The organism is Abditibacteriota bacterium, assembly GCA_017552965.1.
In the GTDB taxonomy this organism is placed as follows: Bacteria; Armatimonadota; UBA5829; order UBA5829; family UBA5829; genus RGIG7931.
Window position 1 is genome coordinate 23,392 of sequence record JAFZNQ010000099.1, and the last position, 22,862, is coordinate 46,253.

24 protein-coding genes are annotated in these 22,862 nt (G+C 58.3%); 16 read left to right on the plus strand and 8 right to left on the minus strand.

Features of this window, described 5'->3' with window-relative positions; genetic code table 11:
- The first annotated feature begins 1 nt into the window (after position 1).
- The 7 genes from IK083_08105 (at position 2) to IK083_08135 (ending at position 8,183) form a co-directional block, all read left to right on the plus strand.
- Positions 2-352: a hydrogenase maturation nickel metallochaperone HypA gene (locus IK083_08105; protein MBR4749515.1), complete on the plus strand. Its 351-nt coding sequence runs from the start codon at positions 2-4 to the stop codon at positions 350-352.
- Positions 336-992 carry a hydrogenase nickel incorporation protein HypB gene (gene hypB / locus IK083_08110; protein MBR4749516.1) on the plus strand — a complete coding sequence of 219 codons (657 nt, stop codon included), beginning with the start codon at positions 336-338 and terminating at the stop codon, positions 990-992. The genes IK083_08105 and hypB overlap by 17 nt, the downstream gene beginning before the upstream one ends.
- Positions 974-3,178, plus strand: a complete 2,205-nt coding sequence (gene hypF, locus IK083_08115; GenBank protein MBR4749517.1) for a carbamoyltransferase HypF — start codon at positions 974-976, stop codon at positions 3,176-3,178. Before hypB ends, hypF begins: the two co-directional genes overlap by 19 nt.
- 3 nt (positions 3,179-3,181) lie before the next feature.
- Entirely contained in the window at positions 3,182-3,406 is a 225-nt protein-coding gene (locus tag IK083_08120) for a HypC/HybG/HupF family hydrogenase formation chaperone (protein MBR4749518.1), read from the plus strand.
- Entirely contained in the window at positions 3,399-4,421 is a 1,023-nt protein-coding gene (hypD, locus tag IK083_08125) for a hydrogenase formation protein HypD (protein ID MBR4749519.1), read from the plus strand. Before IK083_08120 ends, hypD begins: the two co-directional genes overlap by 8 nt.
- The gene (gene hypE / locus IK083_08130) at positions 4,418-5,404 is read left to right on the plus strand and encodes a hydrogenase expression/formation protein HypE (protein MBR4749520.1); all 987 of its coding nucleotides are present in this window, start codon (positions 4,418-4,420) and stop codon (positions 5,402-5,404) included. Before hypD ends, hypE begins: the two co-directional genes overlap by 4 nt.
- Before the next feature lie 76 nt (positions 5,405-5,480).
- Positions 5,481-8,183: a hypothetical protein gene (locus IK083_08135; GenBank protein ID MBR4749521.1), complete on the plus strand. Its 2,703-nt coding sequence runs from the start codon at positions 5,481-5,483 to the stop codon at positions 8,181-8,183.
- A gap of 174 nt (positions 8,184-8,357) precedes the next feature.
- Here the strand turns inward: IK083_08135 and IK083_08140 are convergent, their stop codons facing one another.
- Positions 8,358-8,807, minus strand: coding sequence for a C_GCAxxG_C_C family protein (locus tag IK083_08140; GenBank protein ID MBR4749522.1), 450 nt, complete (start codon positions 8,805-8,807; stop codon positions 8,358-8,360).
- Entirely contained in the window at positions 8,804-9,634 is an 831-nt protein-coding gene (locus IK083_08145) for an Mrp/NBP35 family ATP-binding protein (GenBank protein MBR4749523.1), read from the minus strand. The genes IK083_08140 and IK083_08145 overlap by 4 nt, the downstream gene beginning before the upstream one ends.
- A gap of 157 nt (positions 9,635-9,791) precedes the next feature.
- Between IK083_08145 and IK083_08150 the strand changes: the two genes are divergently transcribed.
- The 8 genes from IK083_08150 (at position 9,792) to IK083_08185 (ending at position 14,185) form a co-directional block, all read left to right on the plus strand.
- A complete protein-coding gene (locus IK083_08150) occupies positions 9,792-10,823 on the plus strand; it encodes a hypothetical protein (protein MBR4749524.1) in 1,032 nt (343 codons plus the stop codon).
- A 2-nt stretch (positions 10,824-10,825) separates the two neighbouring features.
- Positions 10,826-11,218 carry a DUF1844 domain-containing protein gene (locus tag IK083_08155; GenBank protein ID MBR4749525.1) on the plus strand — a complete coding sequence of 131 codons (393 nt, stop codon included), beginning with the start codon at positions 10,826-10,828 and terminating at the stop codon, positions 11,216-11,218.
- Positions 11,215-12,162: a G5 domain-containing protein gene (locus IK083_08160; GenBank protein ID MBR4749526.1), complete on the plus strand. Its 948-nt coding sequence runs from the start codon at positions 11,215-11,217 to the stop codon at positions 12,160-12,162. The genes IK083_08155 and IK083_08160 overlap by 4 nt, the downstream gene beginning before the upstream one ends.
- Before the next feature lie 79 nt (positions 12,163-12,241).
- Entirely contained in the window at positions 12,242-12,466 is a 225-nt protein-coding gene (locus IK083_08165; protein ID MBR4749527.1) for a hypothetical protein, read from the plus strand.
- A 147-nt stretch (positions 12,467-12,613) separates the two neighbouring features.
- Positions 12,614-13,159 carry a 30S ribosomal protein S6 gene (gene rpsF / locus IK083_08170; GenBank protein MBR4749528.1) on the plus strand — a complete coding sequence of 182 codons (546 nt, stop codon included), beginning with the start codon at positions 12,614-12,616 and terminating at the stop codon, positions 13,157-13,159.
- Positions 13,160-13,174: 15 nt separating this feature from the next.
- On the plus strand, positions 13,175-13,639 hold the full coding sequence (locus IK083_08175) for a single-stranded DNA-binding protein (GenBank protein ID MBR4749529.1): 465 nt from the start codon (positions 13,175-13,177) through the stop codon (positions 13,637-13,639).
- Positions 13,640-13,656: 17 nt separating this feature from the next.
- Positions 13,657-13,920, plus strand: coding sequence for a 30S ribosomal protein S18 (locus IK083_08180; protein MBR4749530.1), 264 nt, complete (start codon positions 13,657-13,659; stop codon positions 13,918-13,920).
- Between the two features lie 121 nt (positions 13,921-14,041).
- A complete protein-coding gene (locus tag IK083_08185) occupies positions 14,042-14,185 on the plus strand; it encodes a hypothetical protein (GenBank protein ID MBR4749531.1) in 144 nt (47 codons plus the stop codon).
- A 51-nt stretch (positions 14,186-14,236) separates the two neighbouring features.
- Here the strand turns inward: IK083_08185 and lptC are convergent, their stop codons facing one another.
- From lptC to IK083_08215, 6 genes are all read right to left on the minus strand, one after another.
- Entirely contained in the window at positions 14,237-14,947 is a 711-nt protein-coding gene (gene lptC / locus IK083_08190) for an LPS export ABC transporter periplasmic protein LptC (GenBank protein ID MBR4749532.1), read from the minus strand.
- Between the two features lies 1 nt (position 14,948).
- Positions 14,949-15,470: a hypothetical protein gene (locus IK083_08195; protein MBR4749533.1), complete on the minus strand. Its 522-nt coding sequence runs from the start codon at positions 15,468-15,470 to the stop codon at positions 14,949-14,951.
- Complete coding sequence (gene csaB, locus IK083_08200) at positions 15,467-16,456, minus strand: polysaccharide pyruvyl transferase CsaB (protein ID MBR4749534.1); 990 nt, start codon at positions 16,454-16,456, stop codon at positions 15,467-15,469. Before csaB ends, IK083_08195 begins: the two co-directional genes overlap by 4 nt.
- A 1-nt stretch (position 16,457) precedes the next feature.
- Positions 16,458-18,323 carry a hypothetical protein gene (locus IK083_08205; protein MBR4749535.1) on the minus strand — a complete coding sequence of 622 codons (1,866 nt, stop codon included), beginning with the start codon at positions 18,321-18,323 and terminating at the stop codon, positions 16,458-16,460.
- 12 nt (positions 18,324-18,335) lie between these two features.
- A complete protein-coding gene (gene argH / locus IK083_08210; protein ID MBR4749536.1) occupies positions 18,336-19,658 on the minus strand; it encodes an argininosuccinate lyase in 1,323 nt (440 codons plus the stop codon).
- A gap of 73 nt (positions 19,659-19,731) precedes the next feature.
- Complete coding sequence (locus tag IK083_08215; GenBank protein MBR4749537.1) at positions 19,732-21,636, minus strand: hypothetical protein; 1,905 nt, start codon at positions 21,634-21,636, stop codon at positions 19,732-19,734.
- Between the two features lie 303 nt (positions 21,637-21,939).
- On the opposite strand from IK083_08215, the gene IK083_08220 reads away from it, so the two are divergent.
- A complete protein-coding gene (locus IK083_08220) occupies positions 21,940-22,683 on the plus strand; it encodes a hypothetical protein (protein ID MBR4749538.1) in 744 nt (247 codons plus the stop codon).
- Positions 22,684-22,862: the final 179 nt, after the last annotated feature.

Here is a 22,862-nt window from a genome sequence, read left to right on the forward strand (position 1 = left end):
AATGCACGAAATGTCTATAGCCGCAGGCATATTGTCTGCGGCTGAACTTGCGTCGGAGGGCAGACCAGTAAAGGCTGTGAGCATAGTGCTGGGGGAGCTGGCGGGGATAGACGACGAGAGCCTGCGTCTCTGCTGGGAGCTCGTTTCCGAGAATACCTGCTGCAGCGGCGCCTCTCTGGACGTCAGATACGTATACGCCGACCTGAAATGCCTGGATTGCGGCAAGGTGTTCCCACTCAGAACAAACAGGTCCCTTCTGTGCCCGGAATGCGGCGGGGAAGGGCGCCTGACAGACAGGACGGATATGCAGTATATCGAAGCTGTGGAGCTGTATGATGACCATCAGGCTTAAGACGGACATATTGGGCGAGAACTCCCTGCGCGCCGATGAAAACCGGTCCTTTTTCCGCGGGGAGGAGCTGTGTGTCGTCAACGTGTGCGGCGGTCCCGGCGCCGGCAAGACCACTCTCATTGCCGCTCTGTGCGAGCTGCTGAAGGACCGGGTCCCCACAGGCGTGATAGAGGGAGATATAGCTTCGGAGATAGACACGGAAGCCCTGCTGGCAAAGGGCATAAAGGCCGTGCAGATCAACACCATGGGCGCCTGCCACCTGACAGCCATGCAGGTCTACAGGGGCGTCCGCGACCTGGGCGTCTCCGGCGGCATAGTGTTCGTGGAAAACATAGGCAATCTGGTCTGTCCTGCCTCCTTTGATCTGGGGGAGGCCTGCCGGATAGCCGTGACGGGAGTCACGGAGGGCGCCGACAAGCCCTACAAATACATCACCATGTTCCGGTCGGCCCATATGGCGGTGCTGACCAAATGCGATATGATGGACTATTGCGGCTTTGACGCGGAATACTTTCAGCGGGGTCTGAGAGCCGTCGCTCCCGACTGCGAGCTGTACAGGACCGGCATTGACCTCCGGTCGGCGGAGCCTCTGGCCGAAAGGCTGCTCCTGATCCGAAACGCATGCAGAGAAAAAGAATAATCCTGTCGGGCATAGTCCAGGGGGTAGGCTTCCGCCCCTTTGTCTGGCGGCTGGCCTCCGGCATGGGCCTGACAGGCTTTGTGTGCAACAGAGGGGCCGAGCTGCTGTGCGAGGTCCAGGGAGACCCGGCAGCTCTGGAGACCTTCGGAGCCAGAATGATAGCCGAAGCCCCGGTCAATTCACGCATAGAAAACGTCACCCGATACGATCTGCCCCCCAAAGACGAGGCCTCCTTTTGCATCATCAAATCCCGGCGGGGAGAAGAGGGGACCGGCACCGGTCTCTCTCCGGATCTCGCCCTGTGCCGGGACTGCAGAAGGGAGATGTCCGATCCCTCGGACCGCCGGTACAGGCACCCCTTTATAAGCTGCACCGCCTGCGGCCCCAGATTTTCCATAGCGTTGTCCATCCCCTACGACCGAACGAATACCTCCATGAAGGATTTTGAGATGTGTCCCCGCTGCGCCTCCGAATACGAAAGCCCCTCGGACAGAAGGTATCACGCCCAGCCCGTGGCCTGCCACGATTGCGGGCCGGTGGTCAGGCTGGCCGGCACGGAGCTGACGGGCTATGAGGCCATAGAGCAGACCAGAAGCATCATCCTTCAGGGCGGCATAGCGGTGGTCAAGGGCATAGGCGGCTTTCATTTCTTCTGCGACGCCGGGGACCCGGCGGCAGTGGAGAGGCTGAGGCAGGTCAAGGGCCGCAGGGACAAGCCTTTTGCGGTGATGGCTCACCCGGATGACATCAGGCGCTTTGCCCTGGTGAGCGCGGAAGAAGCGGAGCTGCTGGAATCTGCCGCCGCTCCCATTGTGCTGCTGAAAAAAAGCCCGGACTATCCTCTGGCCGGGTCCGTGTCGCCGGACAACGACCGTATAGGCGCGATGGTGCCCTATACTCCTCTGCACCATATGCTGCTCCGTCCCGGCGACGTGTTTGTGGCCACCAGCGGCAACCTGTCCGGAGAGCCGGTGTGCTGCAGTGACCGGGAAGCGGAGGAGCGGCTGCTGCCCGTGGCAGACGCGCTGCTCACCCACGACAGACCCATAGTCAGACCGGCAGACGACAGTGTGGTCCGCCGGGGAGAAGGAGATATGCTGATGCTCCGCAGGTCCAGAGGCTATGCCCCCGGGAGCGTGGAGCATTTTGTCCGGGGCAAAAAGCCGGCGGACATCCTGGCCATGGGCTCCGACCTGAAAAACACCCTGTGTCTGAAGGCGGGCAGCAAATACATACTCAGCCAGCATATAGGCGACCTGGAGCACAAGGCGGTCTTTGACCTGTTTTGCAGGACTGCGGAGGATATGAAGGCCCTTTTTTCCCGCCGGCCCTCTCTGGTGTGCTGCGATATGCATCCGGACTATCTGTCCTCCCGTTACGCCGCCGAGATATCCCCGGAGCCCCTGCGGGTCCAGCATCACGCGGCCCACGCGGCGGCGGTGGTGGCGGAGCACGGGCTGACCGGCCCGGTGATAGGGGTGGTGTTTGACGGCACCGGCTACGGCTCGGACGGAGCCATATGGGGCGGAGAGTTTTTGGCGGGGACTCCGGACCGCTTTGAGAGGCCCTGGCACTTCGAATATATCCCTCTTCAGGGAGGCGACGCCGCCATCCGGGAGCCTGTGAGAAGCTACGTGTCCTATATGCACTATTGCGGGGAAGACACACCAGGCTTTCCCCTGCTGCGGGAAGCCCTGGACCGGGGCGTCAATACCTGCCGGAGCTCCAGCTGCGGCCGTTTGTTTGACGCGGCCGCCTGGGTCTGCGGCATCAGGAGCGAGCCGGACTACGAGGCCAGAAACAGCATCCTGCTGGAAAATATGTCGGAGCCCACGGAGGAGTATCTGGAGGTGGAGATGTCGGAGGGCGTCCTGAGGGTGGCAGACCTCATCCCGCGGCTGGAAAAGGCCATCGGAGACGGCATGGACCCTCACAGGGCCGCCTCGGTGTTTCACAGGACCATAGCCCGCCTCGTTCTGGCGGCCTGCTGCGATATACGCAGGCAAACGGGCTACGACAGAGTGTGCCTGAGCGGGGGAGTGTTTCAGAACGCCCTGCTGCTGGGACAGTGCCTGTCACTGTTGAGGGACGGCGGCTTTGAGGTATATACGGGCAACAGGGTGCCCGTGAACGACGGAGGCCTGTCTCTTGGGCAGGCTCTGATAGGGCAGATGAGGGGAGAATAGACCATGTGCGTAGCATATCCTCTGAAGGTGCTGGAGACAGACGGCAACAAAGGAGTGGGGGAAGCAGGCGGGCTGAGATTTGAATTTGCCTGTGACTTTTGTCCCGAGCTCAGGCCCGGCGATTACGTGCTGGTCCACGCCGGTTGCGCCATCGAAAGGCTGGACCCTGAGGAAGCCGAAAGGACTCTGCTCCTCTTCCGGGAGCTGCGGGAGGCTCTGGATGATTGACCTCGCTCTTCTGAGAGACGGGATTTCCGGCTACCGGGGCCGGCCGGTCAGGCTGATGGAGGTCTGCGGCAGCCATACGGCCGCCGTCATGAGATACGGCATCAGAAGCATATTGCCAGACTCGGTCCGGCTCATCAGCGGCCCCGGCTGTCCCGTGTGCGCTGCCGACGAAGCGTATCTGCGCTCCGCAGCCGGTCTGGCCGGGGAGGCCAGGCTCATGTCCTTTGGGGATATGGCCCGGTCGGTGAGGCTGTGTTGCCCCGACGCCCCGGTGGAGACGGTCCTGTCACCTCTTGCGGCCGTGGAGGAGGCTGCCTGTCATCCCGATGAAAGGATAGTCTTTCTGAGCGTGGGCTTTGAAACCACCAATCCGGTCTGCGCCCTGTCCGTGCTGAAGGCAAAGGCTCTGGGCCTCACCAATTTTTCCCTGCTGGTCTGCAACAAGCGCATGCCTCCCATACTGGAGCATCTGGCCGCAGGAGACGCCGGCATCGACGGATATTTGCTGCCGGGCCACGTGTGCGCCGTGAGCGGCACCGGCTTTTATGAAGAGTTTTGCCGTAAGTACAGGGTGAAGGGCTGCGTGGCAGGCTTTGACCCGGAGCAGATACTGGGCGCTCTGTACGTCCTGCTCCTGGGCAGCGAGAGCTTTTACAACGGCTATTCATACGTAAAAAGGGAAGGCAGTCCCCGGGCCATGGCTGCGGTGGAAGAGGTGTTTGAGCCCTGCGCCGCCGTGGTGAGGGGGCTGGGGCCCATACCCGGAGCGGGACTCAGGCTCAGGGACAAATATGCAGACTATGATGCGGCCCGGATATACCGTATGGCCGGAGGCGGGTCGGCAGAAACGGCAGGATGCCGCTGCGGAGACGTGATATGCGGCAGGATCACTCCCGAAGAGTGCCCTCTCTTCGGCATCCGGTGCCGGCCGGAGGAGCCCAAGGGGCCCTGCATGATATCCTCGGAAGGGACCTGCGCGGCCTATTACGATTATGGTGAAAGGAGACCTGTATGACCGAGATCACACTGTCTGCGGGAGCAGGCGGCAGAGTGTCCCAGCAGCTGGCGGAGGAGGTGCTGTTTCCCATACTGGGCAAGGGCGTCAACGGCTATGACGCCGCCGTGATAGACCCGGGCCGCGCTGCCGTCAGCACTGATTCCTACGTGATATCCCCCTTGTTTTTCCCGGGGGGGAGCATCGGGACTCTGGCCGCAGCCGGGAGCGTCAACGACGTGCTGACCACCGGCGCCCGGCCCAAATACCTGACCTGCGGCCTCATCATAGAAGAAGGCCTCCCCACGGAGACCCTGATATCCGCGCTGAAGGATCTGCGCAGGGAGGCGGACAGAAACGGAGTGACGGTGGTGTCGGGAGACACCAAGGTGGTCCCCCGGGGACAGTGCGACAAGATGTTTATCAATACCGCCTGCATCGGGACTCTCGGGAGGGAAGCCTTTTCCCCCCGGCGCATAGAGCCCGGAGACGCGGTCATAGTCACCGGCTGTCTGGGAGAGCACGAATGCGCTCTCATGATATGCCGCCACCGTCTGGGCGCTGAGCCCATCGCTTCGGACTGCGCAGGACTTGCGCCGCTCCTTGCGCCCTTTGCCGACGCCGTGCCCGGCATAAAGGCTATGCGGGATCCCACCAGAGGAGGCATAGCCGCCGCCCTCAACGAGATGGCTCTGCAAAGCGGCTGCGGCATAGAGATAGACGGCCCCTCTCTGCCGGTAAGCCCCCGGGTGAAGGCCTTTTGCGGAGCTATGGGGCTGGACGTCACTTGTCTGGCCAACGAGGGCAAGATGCTCATATTTGTCAGTCCCGGGTCCGCCGGCGCCGCATTGGAATGGCTGCGCAGCCACCCGGGAGGAGAAAATGCGGCGGTCATAGGCGCTGTGACGGACAGGAGCCCCATGCCCCGGGTGGTCCTGAAGACAGAGGTGGCTGCCAGGCTGCTGCCCATGCCCTCCATGGAGCAGGTGCCCCGGATCTGCTGAAAAAATACGGAGAAAGCGTCCGCTTGGCCGGGCTTTGTGTTATAGTAATATTGAATACACCTGTTAAGGAGCCGCTATGAAATATATATTCATACTGATGCTCGCTGCCTTCCTTTGCGGCAGGGCCTTTGCCGCCTATCAGGGCACCGAGCTTTTGGGTGACAAGGATACTCTGCGTCAGACCAACCTGCCCTATGACCTGCTGAAGCAGAACTCCATAGGCATCAACTATATGGAAAACCTGCTGGACGGGCGGAGCAATATCACCTCCTATAGCCATCTCAACTTCAACTCCAACGCTGCCGACGCCTGGCATCTGCAGTTTCCCGACGACGCAGCCAGATTTCTGGAGGGACTGGCTCTGGAGGCCGACCATTCACCGGTGGTGCGGCTGGAGCTGGCCAGACGCATAGCCAAGGGCATAGTGGCCACTCACGTTCGCGGGACTACGGGCCTCTACGGCTTCCGGGTCCGCTACGGCGGAAAGACCAACCTGCTGCTGGACACGGAAGGAGACGGCTGGGCCAGCCTGTGCTATCTGGGAGATTCCATGGAGCCGGGAGTGTCCATAGGCTTTGAGGCAATAAAGGGCGGCGCCACGTATCCCATAGGCGACTTTACCTGGTCGGACCCCGAAGACAGGAACGGCTCCATGGGCAGAGCCAGGTCCTCGGAATACTGGAACGAGACCCGATACGTGTGGAGACGGGATTACAAGGCTCCCGCAGGGACCGTGAAGGCCGGCTTTACGTCCTGGATGTCCGACGAATATATGCCTATGGAGATAAACTGGAACACGAGCGCCTTTGACAAGGTGGTCACCCTGTTCGGCAAAGGGAAGGGGGGTATGAAGATCTTTTCCTCTGTCACCGGACCTGCCCGGGTCCATCTGCCGGACAGAAAGACCGTGTATGCCTCCGACAAGGACGGAGACGTGGTCATCGACAAGCCTGACTTCAACTATATCATCCTGACCAAGACTCCCGGCTGGGCCAACAGGGGCTACGGTCAGGCGGTGGTCATAATCTGGGAAGGAAAGGCGGAGAAGCTGGAGCTGCTGGCAGAGGACGGCTATGGACAGATCAGGCTCACCAACGCCCCCGGCAAAAAGAGCTGGATAAGCTATAGCAAGTGGATGGATCCCGACGAAATGGGCTGGCTGTTCCGCAACGCGGACTCCTTCCTGAAGACCGGCGCTTATCTGCCCCAGGATATACCTCTGCCCGAGAACAACAACGCCGATTACACCGGCCTTGCGGCCGCCGCTTATATGATGCTCAGATGGAAGGACCCCTACGCCTACACCCTGCTGCCCCATGCCGAAAGGGCGGTGGACTCCGTCATGAAGGGCTTCCCGGACAAGCATTTCGTGAGAGCCTTTTTCCCGGTGCGGGCCTGCGCCTGGATGATCATGGCCGCCAAAGAGAAAAAGGACCCGGAGATGGAGGCCAAATACACCGCCTATCTGGAGACGGCCATGGAGAAGCTGTGGGTCTACGGCTACCATCCGGAATACGGGGGCTGGAACGGCACCTGGGACCACTGGAACTGCGTCCGGGCCCTCTTTATGGCCTGGACGGCCACGGGCAGGGAAGAATACTATGACAAGTGGCAGAAGTCCCTGGAGCAGGTGACGGTGGACGAGACAGGCATGTACGTCAACGGACAGATCAAGAAAAGCCCGGGGGACTTCAACACCTATTTCGGCGCCATGCCCATGGGAGCCTGGGGCGCCGCCGGCTGGCGGGATATGTGCGAGACCTATATGCATCTGGCCGTGCCGGCCAACGAAAATAACGACAAGCCCCTCGTTAAGGACCTGTGGAACGACGCGGGAGCGGGCCCCTGGGCTCAGGACGACGCCAACCCCGAATTCGTGGGCTACTGTCTGGCAGGGATCCCCATGCCCTACACCGGCAAGGTGTGCGTCCCCGTAGGCAGCTTTGCCAGCTATGATGACAAGGGCGATCTGACCCTGAAGAACGAGCAGCTGGTGGAAAATCCCTTCTTCCGCCCCGGCAGCGCCGGCTATGAGTTCCTGCCGGAGGGCCTGCCGAAGGAAAAGCCCGTCTATTCTCTGGAGCCGGAGCCGGACAAAAAGGGCGTCTATGAGCTGGACGCCAAGAACGCCCGCAACGGCATGTGCTTCTCAGCAGACGTGAAGGGGGAGGCCTACATCGTGTCCGCTTCCCCGGACGGCAAAAAGTGGCTGACCCTGGACGACACCCGGAACACCGACGGCTACAAGACTGCCGTGGACCTCTCGGCCTTTGTGGGGAGCAGGGACATGTATCTGAAGACAGACAGATTTTACGGTGACAAAAAGCCTGTGAGAGAAAAGGGGACCCGGACAGACAACCGCTATAGATTCGTATCCCCCGGCGGCGAGATGGTGTACAGACTGCCTGTGGCGGGGCTGGTCTCTGCCTTTGCAGAATTGATATGCGGCAACAACTACGTGATAGAGCTGTCCCGGGACGGCGTAAGCTGGGACAGGGCCGCCGACTCCAACTATTATGCCTCCGGCAAGGAAAACGTGGCCGGCGGATGGCTGAGGCTGGTGGATCTGGATCCCTATTTGGGCAAGGACAGCGTGTATATGCGGGTGACCTGTCTGGACAAGAAAGAATACGTCAACCCTTTGGCCAAATATCCGGACACCGCATTTCTGGAAAGGTGCACACTGTACGGGGTATATGATTCGGACAAGGTATACTTGAAGATAGAAGCTGCAGAGGGCAAGGCGGAAGTCACGGAGCCCATGTGCAAATATTGGTAAAGAGCCCCGCCGGAGGGCGGCGCTGATGCCGGAAGGTCTTCCTTCCGGCTTTTTTTACAGGGACGGCATGATGCGGGAAAACACAGCCGCTGTGGTCACAGGACCGCGTCCCGGACAAGCCTGATACGCGGGCGCAAAAAATGCGGCGGCCGCTCTGTGGGGGCCGCCGCGTTGTTATGCTCTTTCCGCAAGAAAGGCTTCCAGGATATCCGCTGCGCTTTCGATTATGCCGGGGCAGGGGCGGCCCCGGTAATACTCCGGGGTCCTTTCTTCCGGCTCCGGGCTTTGTTTGCCTGTCCGCAGCGCCAGAAGGTCCTGGCAGATGATGGAGCCGTTTGCCTCTCTGAAGCGTTCCGCCAGCAGCTGCACCTTTTCGTAAAGGGCCTTTTTGGTCTCTCTGTCCGACACGTCCCGGGCGTTCTCCACCAATCCCAGCACTATCAGCATGCCGCTCATGGCGCCGCACACTTCTCTCAGGCGTCCCATACCGCCGCCAAAGGGGGCGGAGGCTTTGAGAGCCGCCTCGGATTCAGGTCCCAGAAGGTCGGCAAAGGCGCCGGTGATACACTGGCTGCAGTTGTAGCCCTCCCTGAACAGAGCGGCCGCTTTTTGGCCTCTGGTCATTTGGCCCGGCCTTCCCATACCTGCTGCAGCATATAGCCTGCAGTGTCCAGATACTCGCCGGATACCTCTTCCACCAGTCCCTTGTCGCACAGGGAGGCTATCTCCGGATCTATGGGGAGCCTGGCCAGCACCGGAATGCCCCGCCGGGCGGCCGCTTCTTCTATGCGGCTCTCTCCGAAGACGCTGATCTCTTTGCCGCAATCGGGGCAGCGGACGTAGCTCATGTTTTCCACCAGTCCCAGCACCGGTATCTGCATCATATCCGCCATCTTCACGGCTTTTTCCACTATCATGCCCACCAGCTCCTGAGGAGAGGAGACTACGACTATCCCGTCTATGGGTATGGACTGAAACACTGTGAGAGGCACGTCTCCCGTGCCGGGAGGCATGTCTATGAACATAAAGTCCACGTCGTCCCAGATGACGTCGGTCCAGAACTGAGTCACGGCGCCGCCGATGACCGGACCCCGCCATACTACGGGCTGGCTGTCGTCCGGGAGCAGCAGGTTGAGGCTCATGATCTGTATATTCCTGATGCGGGAATACACGGGCAGGATGCCGTCCTCGCTGCCCATGGCCTTCTCGGTCAGGCCGAACATTCTCGGGATTGAGGGGCCTGTGATGTCCGCATCCATTATGGCCACTCTCTTGCCGCTGGCGGCCGCCTGCAGGGCCAGCAGGCTGCAGACCAGGGATTTGCCTACTCCTCCCTTGCCGCTGGCTACGCCGATGATCCGGCGGACCTTTGATTTTGCGTGGGGCTGCTTTATGAAGTCCTGTTTGCCGCATTTTTCGGAACAGGTGTCACAGTTGTGATTGCATGCCATGAGATGATCTCCTTTTGAGTGCTATTTCTTATGATACTATTATTTGCCGTCTCTGTCAAACCCGGGCCGTCTATTGAAAAAACGGGCCGGCTCGTTTATAATGAAAATAGAGAGCCCCTGCGGCTCCACTATATTATATATATGCGAGGTACCGGCGATGAAGATAGAAAGAACGCCCTGTTTCGAAGAATTTGAAAAGACTTTGAAGCGGACCGGGAGACCGGACCATATATGCTTTTATGAGCATCTGGCTTCCCCGGGGTTCATGGCAGAGGCTCAAAGGCTCATGGGGATAGATATGTCCAACGGCTACAAGGCCTACGTGGATTTTTGGCTCGGCTGCGGCTTTGACACGGTGCCTCTGGAGATATCCTTCAACTGCCCCCGTCCCGAAGGTCACAACGCCCTGTCCGAGGGCAGCGAGGCGCTGGTGTGCATCCGCAGCATGGAGGATTTTGAGAGGTATCCCTGGCCGGAGCCGGACAAATGCCTGCCCTTTGAAGAATACGAAAAATACGCCGCGTATCTGCCCGAAGGCGCCAAGCTCACCTGCGGGGTGTGCGCCGGACCCTACGAATGGGTGTCCACCCTGATGGGGACCATCGGCCTTTCCTACGCTATTGTGGACCAGCCGGAGCTGGTGGACGCCATGTTCGGCAAATTCGGCGAGCTGTATCCCGCGGCCGTGTCCCGTCTGGCGGATATGCCTTTTGTGGGCGCTCTGAGGCAGGGGGACGACCTGGGCTTCAAAAGCTCCACCTTCCTCCGGCCCGAGCAGCTGAGACGCTGGGTCTTTCCCACCTACAAAAAGATGGTCATGGAGGCTCACAAAAGGAACAAGGCTTTCGTGCTTCATTCCTGCGGCAATCTGCAGGAGGTGTATGACGACCTTATAGACGACGTGGGCATAGACGCGAAGCATTCCTTTGAGGACACCATCCTGCCTGTGAGCGACTTCAAGAAGCGCTACGGCGACAGGGTGACGCCTCTCGGAGGATTGGACGTGGACTTTATATGCAGAGGCAGCGAGGAGGAGATCCGAAGCTACACCCGCAAAAACATAGACGAATGCTGGTATGACGGCTTCTGGACCTGCGGTACGGGCAATTCCCTCACGGATTATATGCCTGTACAAAACTATTTTTACGTCATTGACGAAGCCATAAAATACACTTCGGGAAAGGAGTAATGATGAACGACGAAAAAGAAATGACCGAGGGGACCGGCGAAGAGACCGGGGCCCGGACCGAAGAACAGTCCGGCGACAGGACAGCGGGGCAGGAAAAGATGCCCTCTCCGGAGGAGCTGCTGGCCATGATATTTGCCGGCATGGAGACCAGGCAGGTGCTGGGCGTGATGTTCGGCATACTGGGCGAGAAGGCCTGGGAGAACCTGGGGCTGAAGCTGCCCTTCGGCAAAAAAGAAGAGCACATGGATCTGGAGTCTGCCAGGATCGCCATAGACACCATGGAGTTTATTTCAGGCAAGCTGAAGGACACTGTCTCTCCCGATGAGCAGAAAATGGTGGACAATCTGATCGCGCAGCTGCAGATCAACTATGTGAACAAGTCCCAGAGCAAGTGAAAAGATCCGTTGTCATAGCGCTGGTGCTGCTGCTGGCAGCCGGCACAGTCTTTTGGGTCAGATACAGACAGCACTGCACCATATACGTGAACGGCGAGCCCTGCGTCTGTCTGTCGGACCGGGCCTCTGCTGAAAGCGTGCTGAACGATATCACCGTGGGTTATGCCGCCAAATACGGCAAGCAGGTGTCCATCGTGGAAAAGGTGCTCCTGAAGAGGGGCAGGAAAGCTCCGGAAAAAGCCCCGGAGGAAGCAAAGGCTGTGCTCTCAAAGCGCCTTACCCCCGGAGCCGAGTGTTATGCCGTCATAGCGGACGGAGCCGTGGTGTGCGGCTTTTTGTCCAGGGATGAAGCGGGACGCTTTTTGGTGTATGCCAAGGAAAGGTTTGCTCCTTCCTCCGGCGAATACGAAGAGCCGGAATTCAGGGAAAAGGTGCTGATAGACAGCACCGTCATAGACCCGGCGATCATCTACGATTCGGCAGAGGAGGCCTTTGACGGTGTGTTTCTCAACAAAAAGCCGGCGGGGGGCAAGCAGTACAAGGTCAAAAAGGGCGATACCGCCTCTGCCATCGCAGTGAGACACGGCATGAAGCTGAAGCAGCTGGCAGCGGCCAACCCCGGCTACAATCTGAACCGGCTGAAGCCGGGCGACGTGCTGAACATATCCGCCGGGGAGGCACCCGTGTGCCTCACCGTGGAGGTCCGGCAGGAGCAGACCGTCACGGAGAGCGTCAAGCCCAAGACGGTGAAGGTGTCCAGCGAAGTGCTGCCCTACGGCAAGACCCGGGTGCTGAATCCGGGAAAGCCCGGAAAGAAAAAGACCAGATACGCATTGTGTTATCACAACGGGAGGCTGGTCTCCAGGGAAATAGTCAGCGAGGAATATCTGACTATGCCCGTGAATCGTCAGATCGCCGTGGGGATCAAAGCCGCAATTCCCTAAAAAAAACAAAAAAGTGTTGACACAAAAAAAAATAAGGTCTATAATATAAGTGAGTAATTACTTAGCCAAGGAGCTTGATATGAAAAAAGATTTACCTATGCCCGTAGTTATCGCTGTAATAGTGGTAGTGGTCGTGATAGTGGCTGGAGTCTATCTGCTGCTCGGAAGAAACAGCGGTGGTCCTGCGCCCGAGATCCCTGCTCTGCCTATGCCTACAGACGGCAATTACGTTCCTCCTGCAGCCAATACCGATGGTCCTACGGCGGCACCCACATTGCCCACGCCTCCTCCTGCAGGAAACTAAAAAACATGCTATTTGGGCGGCCTATGGCCGCCTTTTTTTGCGCGCTCTTGCAATGGGCCGCGGAATGTGATATAATTATATAGAATGTTTTGACTTTCCTGCTTTGTAAAACCAAAGCCAAATCAGACCACAGGGAGGTGAAAAGTCATGATTCGAACCTATGAGGCTATATATATCCTCAATCCCGAGTTCATCGAAGATGAAGTCAATGAGTTCATCGACATGATCGCCGGGATAGTAGAACAGAACGGCGGAACGGTTCTGTCCAAGGGTATATGGGACAAGAGACCCCTTGCCTACGAGATCAACCGTCAGAAAGACGGTATTTATTGTCTGATGTATTTTGAAGCCGAAAGCACCGTTCCGGCGCTGGTGACCCGCGCTTTCCGCATCAATGATGATGTTATCAGAGGTATGATCACTCTTATCGACAAGAGATACGTGGATACCTCCGAGATCAAGGCCCCCGGCAACGCTCCCGAAGAAGAAAAGGAAGCCGACAGCATCGTACCCGATGCCGAGCCCGTGATCCCTTCCGATGAAGAGATGCAGGCTGTCGAAGAGTCTGTGGAAGCCGAGTCCGAGGAAGCCCCTGCAGAGGCAGAGGATGCTCCCGAAGCAGCTCAGGAGCCCGCAGAGGAAGCTCCCGAAGCAGCAACAGAGCCCGCGGAAGAAGCGGCTGCCGAAGAATAAAAAGAGGGCGGCAGGATGAATAACGTAGTGCTTACCGGCAGGATAGTTGCCGATCCCCAGCTCAGAAAGACCCAGTCCGACGTGTCTCTCGTCAGCTTTACCCTTGCTGTGGACAGACCCTACAGACAACGCAACAGCGAAGGACAGGACACCGACTTTATCGACTGCGTCGCCTGGCGCAACAACGCGGAGTATATTGCCAATTACGTGAAAAAGGGCAATATGCTGGTCGTAAGAGGCAGTATTTCCGTCAGGTCCTTCACCACTCAGGACGGGAACTCCAGAAAGGCCTTTGAGGTAGTGATAGATGACGTCACCAACCTCAGTCCCAGACCCAGAGACGGACAGGGCGCTGCTCAGCAGGTCGCTCCTCCCGATCCCTTTGCCGACAGCCAGGACAGCTCAGGCTACGCCCCTTTTTCGAACGATAACACCATAGACAAGAAGAATCCCGATTACGATCCGTTTGCGGAAGATTAGACAAGGAGTCAGATAATATGCCCGGTTTTCAGAAACCCGTACGTCCCGTTGCCAAGGGCAATGGGAAGTGGAGACCCAGAAGAAAAGTCTGCCAGTTCTGTGTGGACAAGGTAGAATATATAGATTATAAGAACGTCGGCAAGCTGAAGAGATACACCACCGACAGCGGCAAGATACTCCCCAAGAGAGTGACCGGTACCTGCGCTTCTCACCAGAGAATGCTCAGCGCCGCCATCAAAAAGGCGAGAGAGATCGCTCTGCTGCCCTTTGTTGCCGACTAAAAAATCAGGAATTTTTTGAAAAACCTTAATTTTTTCAAAAAAACCTATTTACTTTTCATCTTGACATAATGTATAATTATGATATAAGCCACTTGAGTGGCAGAACTACAGGAGACATGATATGGAAGCATATTGCGTAAAGTGCAAGGCCAAGAAAGAGATCAAGAACCCCAAGGAAGTTACCATGAAGAACGGCAAGCCTGCCGTGACCGGTAAGTGCCCTGACTGCGGGACCAAGATGTTCAGAATTGGCAAGGCCAAATAAAACAACATCCAATTTTATGAGTGCTTGAGCTGTTACAGCCAAGCATTTTTTTTATTCTTCCCCGTCCTCTTCGTCGTCCACGAAAAAGCTGATGCCTGCATTCGGAGCCTTGATGTATTCGTTGCCGTCCTTCACCGAGACGGTGACCGGGCCCGGCGAAGCAAAGGTCTGACCTTCGGAGTCGGTGCCCTTTACGTTGCCCTCCAGGGTAAACACTTCGTCCCTGACGTTGTATGTGAGGCTGTCTGCCAGGATGACTCTGTCCTTTTCGGTGATGGTGATATTGCCCCTGCAAGTCAGCAGCTTGTCCTTGTAGTTGTATTGGCCGCCGTCCGCCTTGACTATGATGTCCTCGGTGATCTCCTTTTCCACGTCCGCTCTTTTTTCCGGGTCGGAGATCTTCTCGGTGAAGCGCCTGTGTATCCTGGCGGATACGTTGCTCTCTGCGGTCACGATCCTGGTCCTGAAGTTGCCCGAGCCCTTGTCGGATATGATGTCGGCTTCCGGGGAGGACAGGGTCACCCGGCCGGGAGAGACCGCCGTTTTGGCGGAGGAATTGTATTCCACGTAGTCGCTCTTTATGGTGACGTCGTCGTGGAGTATCCTGACGTTGCCCTTGAGAGCCACGTTCTTGTCCTTGTTGCCGTAGGGTATGTCCGTCATATCCGCAAATACCCTGATCTCCTTTTTGTCGGTCTCCGAATAGAGTATCCCTCCGAAAAGGACCACAAGGATGATGATGAGAGCTGCTGTTTTTTTCATATTATTTCCCCGTATGTATAGTCATTTCCGTATCGGTGAGCCTGATGCGGCCCTCCCGGATATCCACCTTGCCGCCGGAAGCCTTAGCCGTGGCGTCCCGGGTGCTGATCACAAGGCCGCCGGGGGCGGTGATGATGTCGTTGTCCATCAGGTATCTGCAGGTCTTGGCGGTGATCCGGGCGTCTCCTGCCGTGATGGTCACCGGCCCTGCCGCAGTCACGCCCCGCTCATTGGCGTTGTATCTGATGCCGCCGCAGGAAAAACGGACGTCCTGCAGGGCAAAGCTGCCCTCCGCCTTTTGGGTCCTGACGGTCCCGTTCCTTTCGGACATAAAAGCCACCGCCGTATGGAACTCTACGGCCGGCTTGCCCTTATGATACAGGATGCACCGGGCGTTTTCGGCCCTGATGTCTCTGCCGGCGGGTATGAGCTCCGGGGCGTTGGCCCTGGTGAAGCTGTACCAGCTGAGGACCGCCAGCAGGATGCAGGCAGGGACGGACAATACGGCAAAGAGCTTCTTCATAGCCGGGCAATTGAGTCCGCAAAGGACATGAGCGAATCCTTGTCCGGCGGAGCAGGGGAGAGGCCGGGCTCCGCCAGCCGGGCGAGGAGGGCCTCCCGGGTCAGGCTGTCTATCTCCAGCGGCTCCTGACCGCAGGCCCGGGAAAAGGCGTCGATTTTGGGGTCATAGGATATGGCCACAAAGGGCACCTGTTCCGCGGCTGCCAGTATGAGAGAGTGGAGCCTGACGCCTACGATCACACGAGACCGGGCTATGACGCCCCGCATCATGGCGAAGTCCAGAGGCCCGTCCACAGAGGCGACGCCTGCTATCAGCCTGTCTTCTGCGAAGAACATGGGCAGACACAGGGGCTGAAGTCCGGTGCTCCGGGCGTATTGCTCTATGGCGGCAGTCAGAGGCTCCAGATAGGAGTTGTCCTTCCAGGGCCTGGGGCACACCGTAAAATAATCGCCTGTGATCCCCGCTGCCGCAAGGACCTGCTCCGGGTCTTTGGAGGAGCAGAGAAAGGCGGGGTCAGGTACCACCCGGGCGTCAATGCCGTATTTGGCGAGAAAAGAGGCGGAGTCTGCGTCTCTCACGGACACCAGGCTCACCTTCCGCAAAAGGCTCATGGTCCTGGATATGTGTTGTTGGCCCGACAGAGGTCCTATGCCCTGGGCGAAGACCACGGTCTTTTTGCCCAGCAGCATGGCTGCGAGCAGCAGGGCGAGATAATAATACAGCGAGCGGCTGCTGGTGGCGTTCTGGAAGAGAGAGCCTCCTCCGCTGATGAAGACGTCGCAGTCGGCAATGGCCTTCAGGGTGGCGGGAGACATCCGGGGGGCCGCCGGCACCCCGTGCAAAGCTTCGGTGTAGGCTCTGTCGGCGGACAGAACGGTGATCCGGTGGAGACCCGCTTCCCGCAGGGAGGCTATGATGCCGGACAGGACCGCCTCGTCTCCGCCGTTGCCGTAGCCGTAAAAGCCGGATATAAGGAGCTTTTTCATATTATTTGCGCAGAGGCTTGCGGGCTGCGATATAGACGACGGCGCCCGCCAGGAGGCCGCACCACAGTCCGTTGGCCGCTCTGATAAGGCTGATGATCACCGGGGTGTGTATGTGACAAAAAGTATTGAACAGGCTGATGAGCGCTATGGTCCCGATGACCGCAAAGAAGCCGCCCCAGGCTCTGTTGTTGCGGAACAGCAGGAAAAAGCCCAGCAGCAGGGAAGGGTAGCCTATCAAAAACTCTTTGCTCCTGGGACGGACGTACACTATCCTGTCCAGGATGCTTCTCAGCTTCAGCTCCGCTGCGGAAACGCCGATGCCTGCGTCATTGCCGCTGCGGGCCAGCATCAGGGCCACCACCGCCAGCAGACAGGCTCCGATGATGATGAGACCTATGTTGGCGGGCTTTGACATGCAGCTTTTGAGAGCCTCCGTCATATCCCGGAGGGACATTTTACGATAGAGGGCTCCCGTGACGCACAGCAGAGATACTATGAGAAGGGGAGCAAAGTGGACCAGCTTCACGCCTGCGTACACCTGATTGCGCATCACGTAGGAGGTGTCCGACAGCAGAGCGAGATTGAGGATGGCTCCCCCCAGGGTCACGCCAAAGGCGATGAGCACCGCAGCCCCGGCCGTCAGAAGGTTGCCCTTTTTGAGGCTCCCGTCCGAGATGTTTTTGACTGCGCAGGCTGTGGCCAGCACGGGGACCGTGATGCCCAGGAGCAGCGTGACTATCTTGATACACATGCCGCCCTGCCATCCCATAAAGGAAAAGAGTCCTATGGCCGGGACAGCGCAGACCAGCTGCAGAGTGGGGCTGATGTTGAAGATCAGGCACACCAGGACCAGGATGGCCATGGCGGCGCCGGCGGCTGCTATGGCCTTCAGCAGCCGGTTCTCCTGCAGCTGCAGGGTGGGGTGAACGGGCTTCACTGCGCAGCCTGCCCGGGCAAGCCTCTCCGCAAGAGAGCGCGTGTAGAGACAGCACTCCTTCAAGGGGTCGGCGCCGGTCTTGTCAAAGGGCCTCACGTAGAGCAGCCGGACGTTTCGTTCCCGGGCAGCCTTTACGTAGCGTTCGATGGCGGTGTCCTGAGCCATGGAGGCCATTTCCGCCTGAGAGATGGAATGGACCCCGATGAGGTGCTTCAGGTTTTCCTCGGCCAGAGTGGTTTCTCCCTTTTGACGGGCAAACTCTATCCTGCCAAAGTATATATTGCGCCGGTCCATTTCCCGGCCCAGATACTCGAGACAGCTCCTGTAGCCCAGGATGGTGTCGCCGTTGAATATGATCCGGTCTATCTCCAGCAGCTGCAGATAATCCAATATGCAGGCGATGGAGGCTTCGTCGGCTCCGTCGTAGGCGGGTATCCTGCCGCAGATCAGCATATTGGCACTCTTGGCGTCCTCCAGCTCCCGGTCATAAAAGCCGATAGGCAGCCGTTCTATGAGGTCCTTGTTGATGACTGTGTTGTCAAATCTGAGCAGGATGGTGGAGCCGTAGAGCACTATGCTGATCCTGTCTCCGAACACCAGATCAAAAAGGCGGGGGATAAAGGTCAGATTGGAATAGCCGGACAGCTCGTATTCACCCGGGGTCCTCTGTATCACGTGGCCCTTGGCCGCCGCGGACGCAATGGTGTCCATCTCGATGGCTACGGTGGTGACGCCGGACTTTTTCATCCGCTTCAGGACCTCCTCCACGGAGTTGTCTGTGACGGCGGCAATAGCCTTGACCTCGTTGTAGTCCATGCATATCTCGACCGCCCTGTTGTGGGATTCGGCGCTGATCTTCTGCGTGGTGATGATGCATGCAGCCAAAAGGGCTGCCATCAGGACAAAAACGGCCGCGGAATACCTTAGCATATATCTATCTCCTTACAACGATCCTTTGCCGGCTGCTATCTGAGCCCTCACCGAAGAGGGGGCGGTGCCGCCGGGAGCCTTTCTGGCGTTTATGGAGGCCATGGCGGACAGACACTCCAGGATGTCCCGCTCGGCCAGGGGCATGTGGGAGGATATCTCTTCGAAGGTCAGGTCCGTGAGCTCTTTTCCCCGGTCGGCGCAATAGGCCACCAGCCTGCCGGTCTGGGCATGGGCTTCTCTGAAGGGCAGGCCCTTGCGGACCAGATAATCCGCCAGGTCCGTGGCGGTGGAATAGCCGGTAGCGGCGGCGGCAGACATCCTGTCTGCGTTGAAGGCTGCTCCCTGCAGCATCAACGCAAATATCCTGAGACACATGTTGATGGTGTCTATGGCGTCAAACAGGGGCTCCTTGTCTTCCTGCAGGTCTCTGTTGTAGGAGAGGATGAGGCCCTTCTGGAGGGTCAGCAGGCTGATGAGGGAGCCATAGACTCTGGCGGTCTTGCCCCGGACCAGCTCCGCGGCGTCCGGATTCTTCTTCTGAGGCATGATGGAGGAGCCCGTGGTCACCTCGTCGTCCAGAGCTATCCAGCCGAACTCGGTGGAGTTCCAGTATATTATCTCTTCGGCAAATCTGGACAGGTGGGTCATGAGTATGGCTGCGCAGGACAGGAACTCGGCTATGAAATCCCTGTCGCTGACGGAGTCTATGCTGTTCTCCGTGATGCCCGCAAAGCCCAGCTCCCGGGCTACCATCTCCCGGTCGATGGGGAAGGTGGTCCCGGCCAGAGCCCCGGAGCCCAGAGGCAGCAAGTCAAAGCGTTTCACGCAGTCGCCGAAGCGCCCTCTGTCTCGCTGGAGCATCCAGAAATAGGCCATGAGCTCGTGGCTCAGGAGGACGGGCTGAGCGTGCTGGGTGTGGGTAAAGCCCGGCATGATGACGTCCATGTTTTCCTCGGCCAGGCGTATGATCTCGCTCTGGAGCGCCCTGATGTTGTCCAGGGTCTCGCCGGCGGCCTGTTTCAGAAAGAGGCGTATGTCAGTGGCTATCTGGTCGTTGCGGCTCCTGGCTGTGTGCAGTCTGCCGGCGGCTTCGCCTATGCGCTGCTTCAGAAGCTGCTCTATATTCATATGTATATCTTCGGCGCTCTCGTCAAACGTCAGCTTGTCGTTCCGGTAGTCCTCCAGCAGGGACTTGAGACCCTCTATGATGCTGTCGGCGTCGGAGGCGGATATGATGCCGCATTTGCCCAGCATGCGGGCGTGGGCTATGCTGCCTGTGATGTCTGCCTCGGCGAGCCGGCGGTCATAGGATATGGATTCGGAAAAGCTTTCCATCAGCCTGGCCGTCTTTTTGGCAAAGCGTCCGGCCCAGAGTTTTGTGTTTTGTTCCTGCAATGTTATCTCCTTATTATGGGAACACGGAATATACGGGCATTCCGTACACCATACTGATTATACTCCAAAATGTACCAGCCAGAGCGTCGCCGATAATAAGCCCCAGGAAAAACGGCAGAGCCCTGGTAAATACCCGAAGCCCTCCGTATTTGAGGATGACCACCTTGCACAGCCAGGCGGCAAAGGCCGAGACCCACAGCGAATTGGTCTGGACCGAGCTCATCATGGCGTAAGCCACCGGATTCAGGGGGAACCCCGGTATCCGGAGCTTGGCTATGCTGAGCAGGATGCAGCTCACAAACCCGCCGGCGATGGCGCATATGCCGCTTGGGTCGGGTATGGTGCCGTTTTTCAGCGAGCTCTCCATGATGGCGTAGGTCTCGCTGCCCAGCAGGATGGTGATGCTGTTCATGTTGGAAGCGGCGCCCAGCCTGTAATAGTTGTTGAGAGCCACTGCGAAGCCGCAGACTATGGAAAAGGCGGCAAACAGTATCAGCAGCAGGGCTATGGGCCGTTTGTTGACGCCGGCAGTGTCCGCCAGCTTCAGGCTTTCCATCTGGACCGGCATCATATTGGTCCTGTAGCAACGATTGAAAAAATAGAATTGCTGCAAGCCTATGACGTTTGCGGCGCCCAGGGTGGCGGAGCCCGCATTTTCCAGCAGTATATAGGTGATGCTGGAATGATTGATCTCGTGACAGGGCGCCCCCAGCTCCGCTCTGGTCCTGGTGACCGCTATGCTGATCACGAAATATCCCGCTATGGCGGCGACGGCCACAAGGCCGGAGCAGCCGATGGCTCTGGCATACAGCATCATGGCGCAAAGCCCCAGCAGCATGCCCCAGACGGCGTGCCTGTGATCCATGGGCTCGTCCTTGCCGGCGTCCCTGCTGCCGGAATACAGGGATGCGAATATTTCTCTGAATTCGCTGCGGCCGGCATACAGGGCTATGACGAATATACCCAGTATGAAGCCGAAGCACTGCTCCGGGATAAAGGGAAACCTCTGCATGCCCGAGATGCCTGTCGCTGCTCCGAATATGAGCTGCAGCTTGGTCAGTATATAGAAAAACCAGTACGAAAAAGACAGATCCGCCGGGACCATAAAGAAAATGCCTATGGCCAGAGGATACAGGCGTATGGGCGTCCAGCCTATGGCGTTCCAGGGCGGCTGGGTGCAATACTGCAAAAGATCCAGATTCTTGAAGTTCACCACCGGGAAGGATGGAAACAGTCCGTTCAGCCCCTGGACCACCGTAAACAGTATGCCTATGGCGGCGCCGAGATACATGGCTTTGTTGGTAAAAAAGCCTCCGTCCTCCCGGGTCATCTCCGCAGGTATATTGACCAGGGGAAAGGACAGCTTTTCGCTCTCGGTCCACCTGTGTCTGAGAATGGCGTTCATACACAGCATGGTGTAGAACATGATGATCATAAAGACGCCCCACAGGCACAGGGGCTTCAGCCAGTGTCTCAGATATTTCCACTGAAAAAAGCTCTCTCCGCCGGTGTAAAAAGCGTCGGCGGCGGCCTTGTCCTTGACTATGGACCAGTCGGGTATCCTGTTGATGAACAGGTTGTACCAGTTGTTTTCGGCAGTGGCGTATCGGAGAGGATGGCACATGTTGGAGAGAAACACGTGCAGATAGTCATGGCCTATCACCGCGCCGGATACGTTGAGGGCTATATATATGACCGCGAGCTCTCCCCGGCGCAGGACTCTGTCCGGCCGGAAGCGTCCGACTATCCCGTTGACGCCTATAAGCACCAGCAATATGAATACGGACGTAAAAAAGACGGACAAGGCCGTGGGACTGGCAGAGTAGAGCACTGCCTCTGTCCTGTGTATCCACCAGATATGGATCGGTATCAGCAGGAACGACAAAACTGCCGCGCGCAGGGTGACCGCTTTTTTCATAGTATTATGACACGTAAGGGGCCCCGCCGGACCCGCTCTTCGGCAGGAAAGAGAGACCTGCGCCCCGTATGCCGCGCATGGTCTGACGCCTCCCGCACTCATATATATTATACCAAACGGAGCCCCGAAACATAAATAGATATATATATAATACAGTAAAAAAGGCCTGCTCCCCTCGCTGGACTTTGCGGGCGGGGGAGGATATAATGGATACGGCAGGCGCAGGACTTGCGGAAAACGCCTGACATGAAAAGGCCGGGCCAAAGGAGCCCGGCATATGCCAAAAGGAGGTGCCCCGCCGTGTTGACAGACGAGATATACCACTGGTACGAATACCAGGCGGCTTCCGGGACCGACGACAAGGGCCTGAACGAGATGGCGAAGGGGAGCACAGACGGGATCATGGCCGTGACGGCTATCAGGATGTATGAGATCCTGTACACGGAGCGCCCGTCCCGCTGGCTGGAGGTCCTGAAGGAGCGGGCCTTGCCCTATGACTGGTACTCCATCCCGGAGGTGGCAGAGTTTACCCAGCGGGCCATCAGGGAAAACAGAAGGCAGCTGGCTGCCGAGAAAAAGAGAGCCCAAGATAAGGAAGGGGCTGCCGAGCCGAGAAAGAAAAGGGCTGCGCCAAAGAAAAAGACCGGGTCCCGGGGCCATGCAGACGAAGAGGAGCGCGTGAGAAAGGCGCCGAAGCCGCCGGCCCTGTGCCTCGCCATATATGAAGCAGGGCCCAACACAAGCCATGCGGGAGCCGTTCTGACAGGGATGCTGCGGCAGCTGGCAGGCGACATGGAAAGGGAAGGGCTCCCCGCGGCGCCGGCAGATTTCGAAAGGGAGCTCTATTGCAGGGCGCGCGCCTTTTTGGAGCAGGCGTCCCCGGAGGACCCCGCGGGGCTGTCCGGGCGGGACCGGGAATTTGTGCGCAGCTTCTTTGAACGGCGCAGGGGAAAGCGCTTGAGGGAGACCCTCGACTTAGCCTGCGAGGAGTGCAAACGGCTCATTGCCGGGCTGTATGAGACTTATTATCCGGACGTCAAAAGATAGCGCCGGCCCCCGGAAACGGGTCTTCGGGGGCTTCGGTGAGAGAGCGCCCTTCGGCGCGGTATTTATAATACATACTATATATCAGCCCTGTTCCCCGGGTCCGGTCCCCTGTGGCCGGCCCTTGTGCGGCAGGGCGTCCGAGGGCTGGCCGCGCCTTCGGAGAGCCCGTAAAAAAAAGC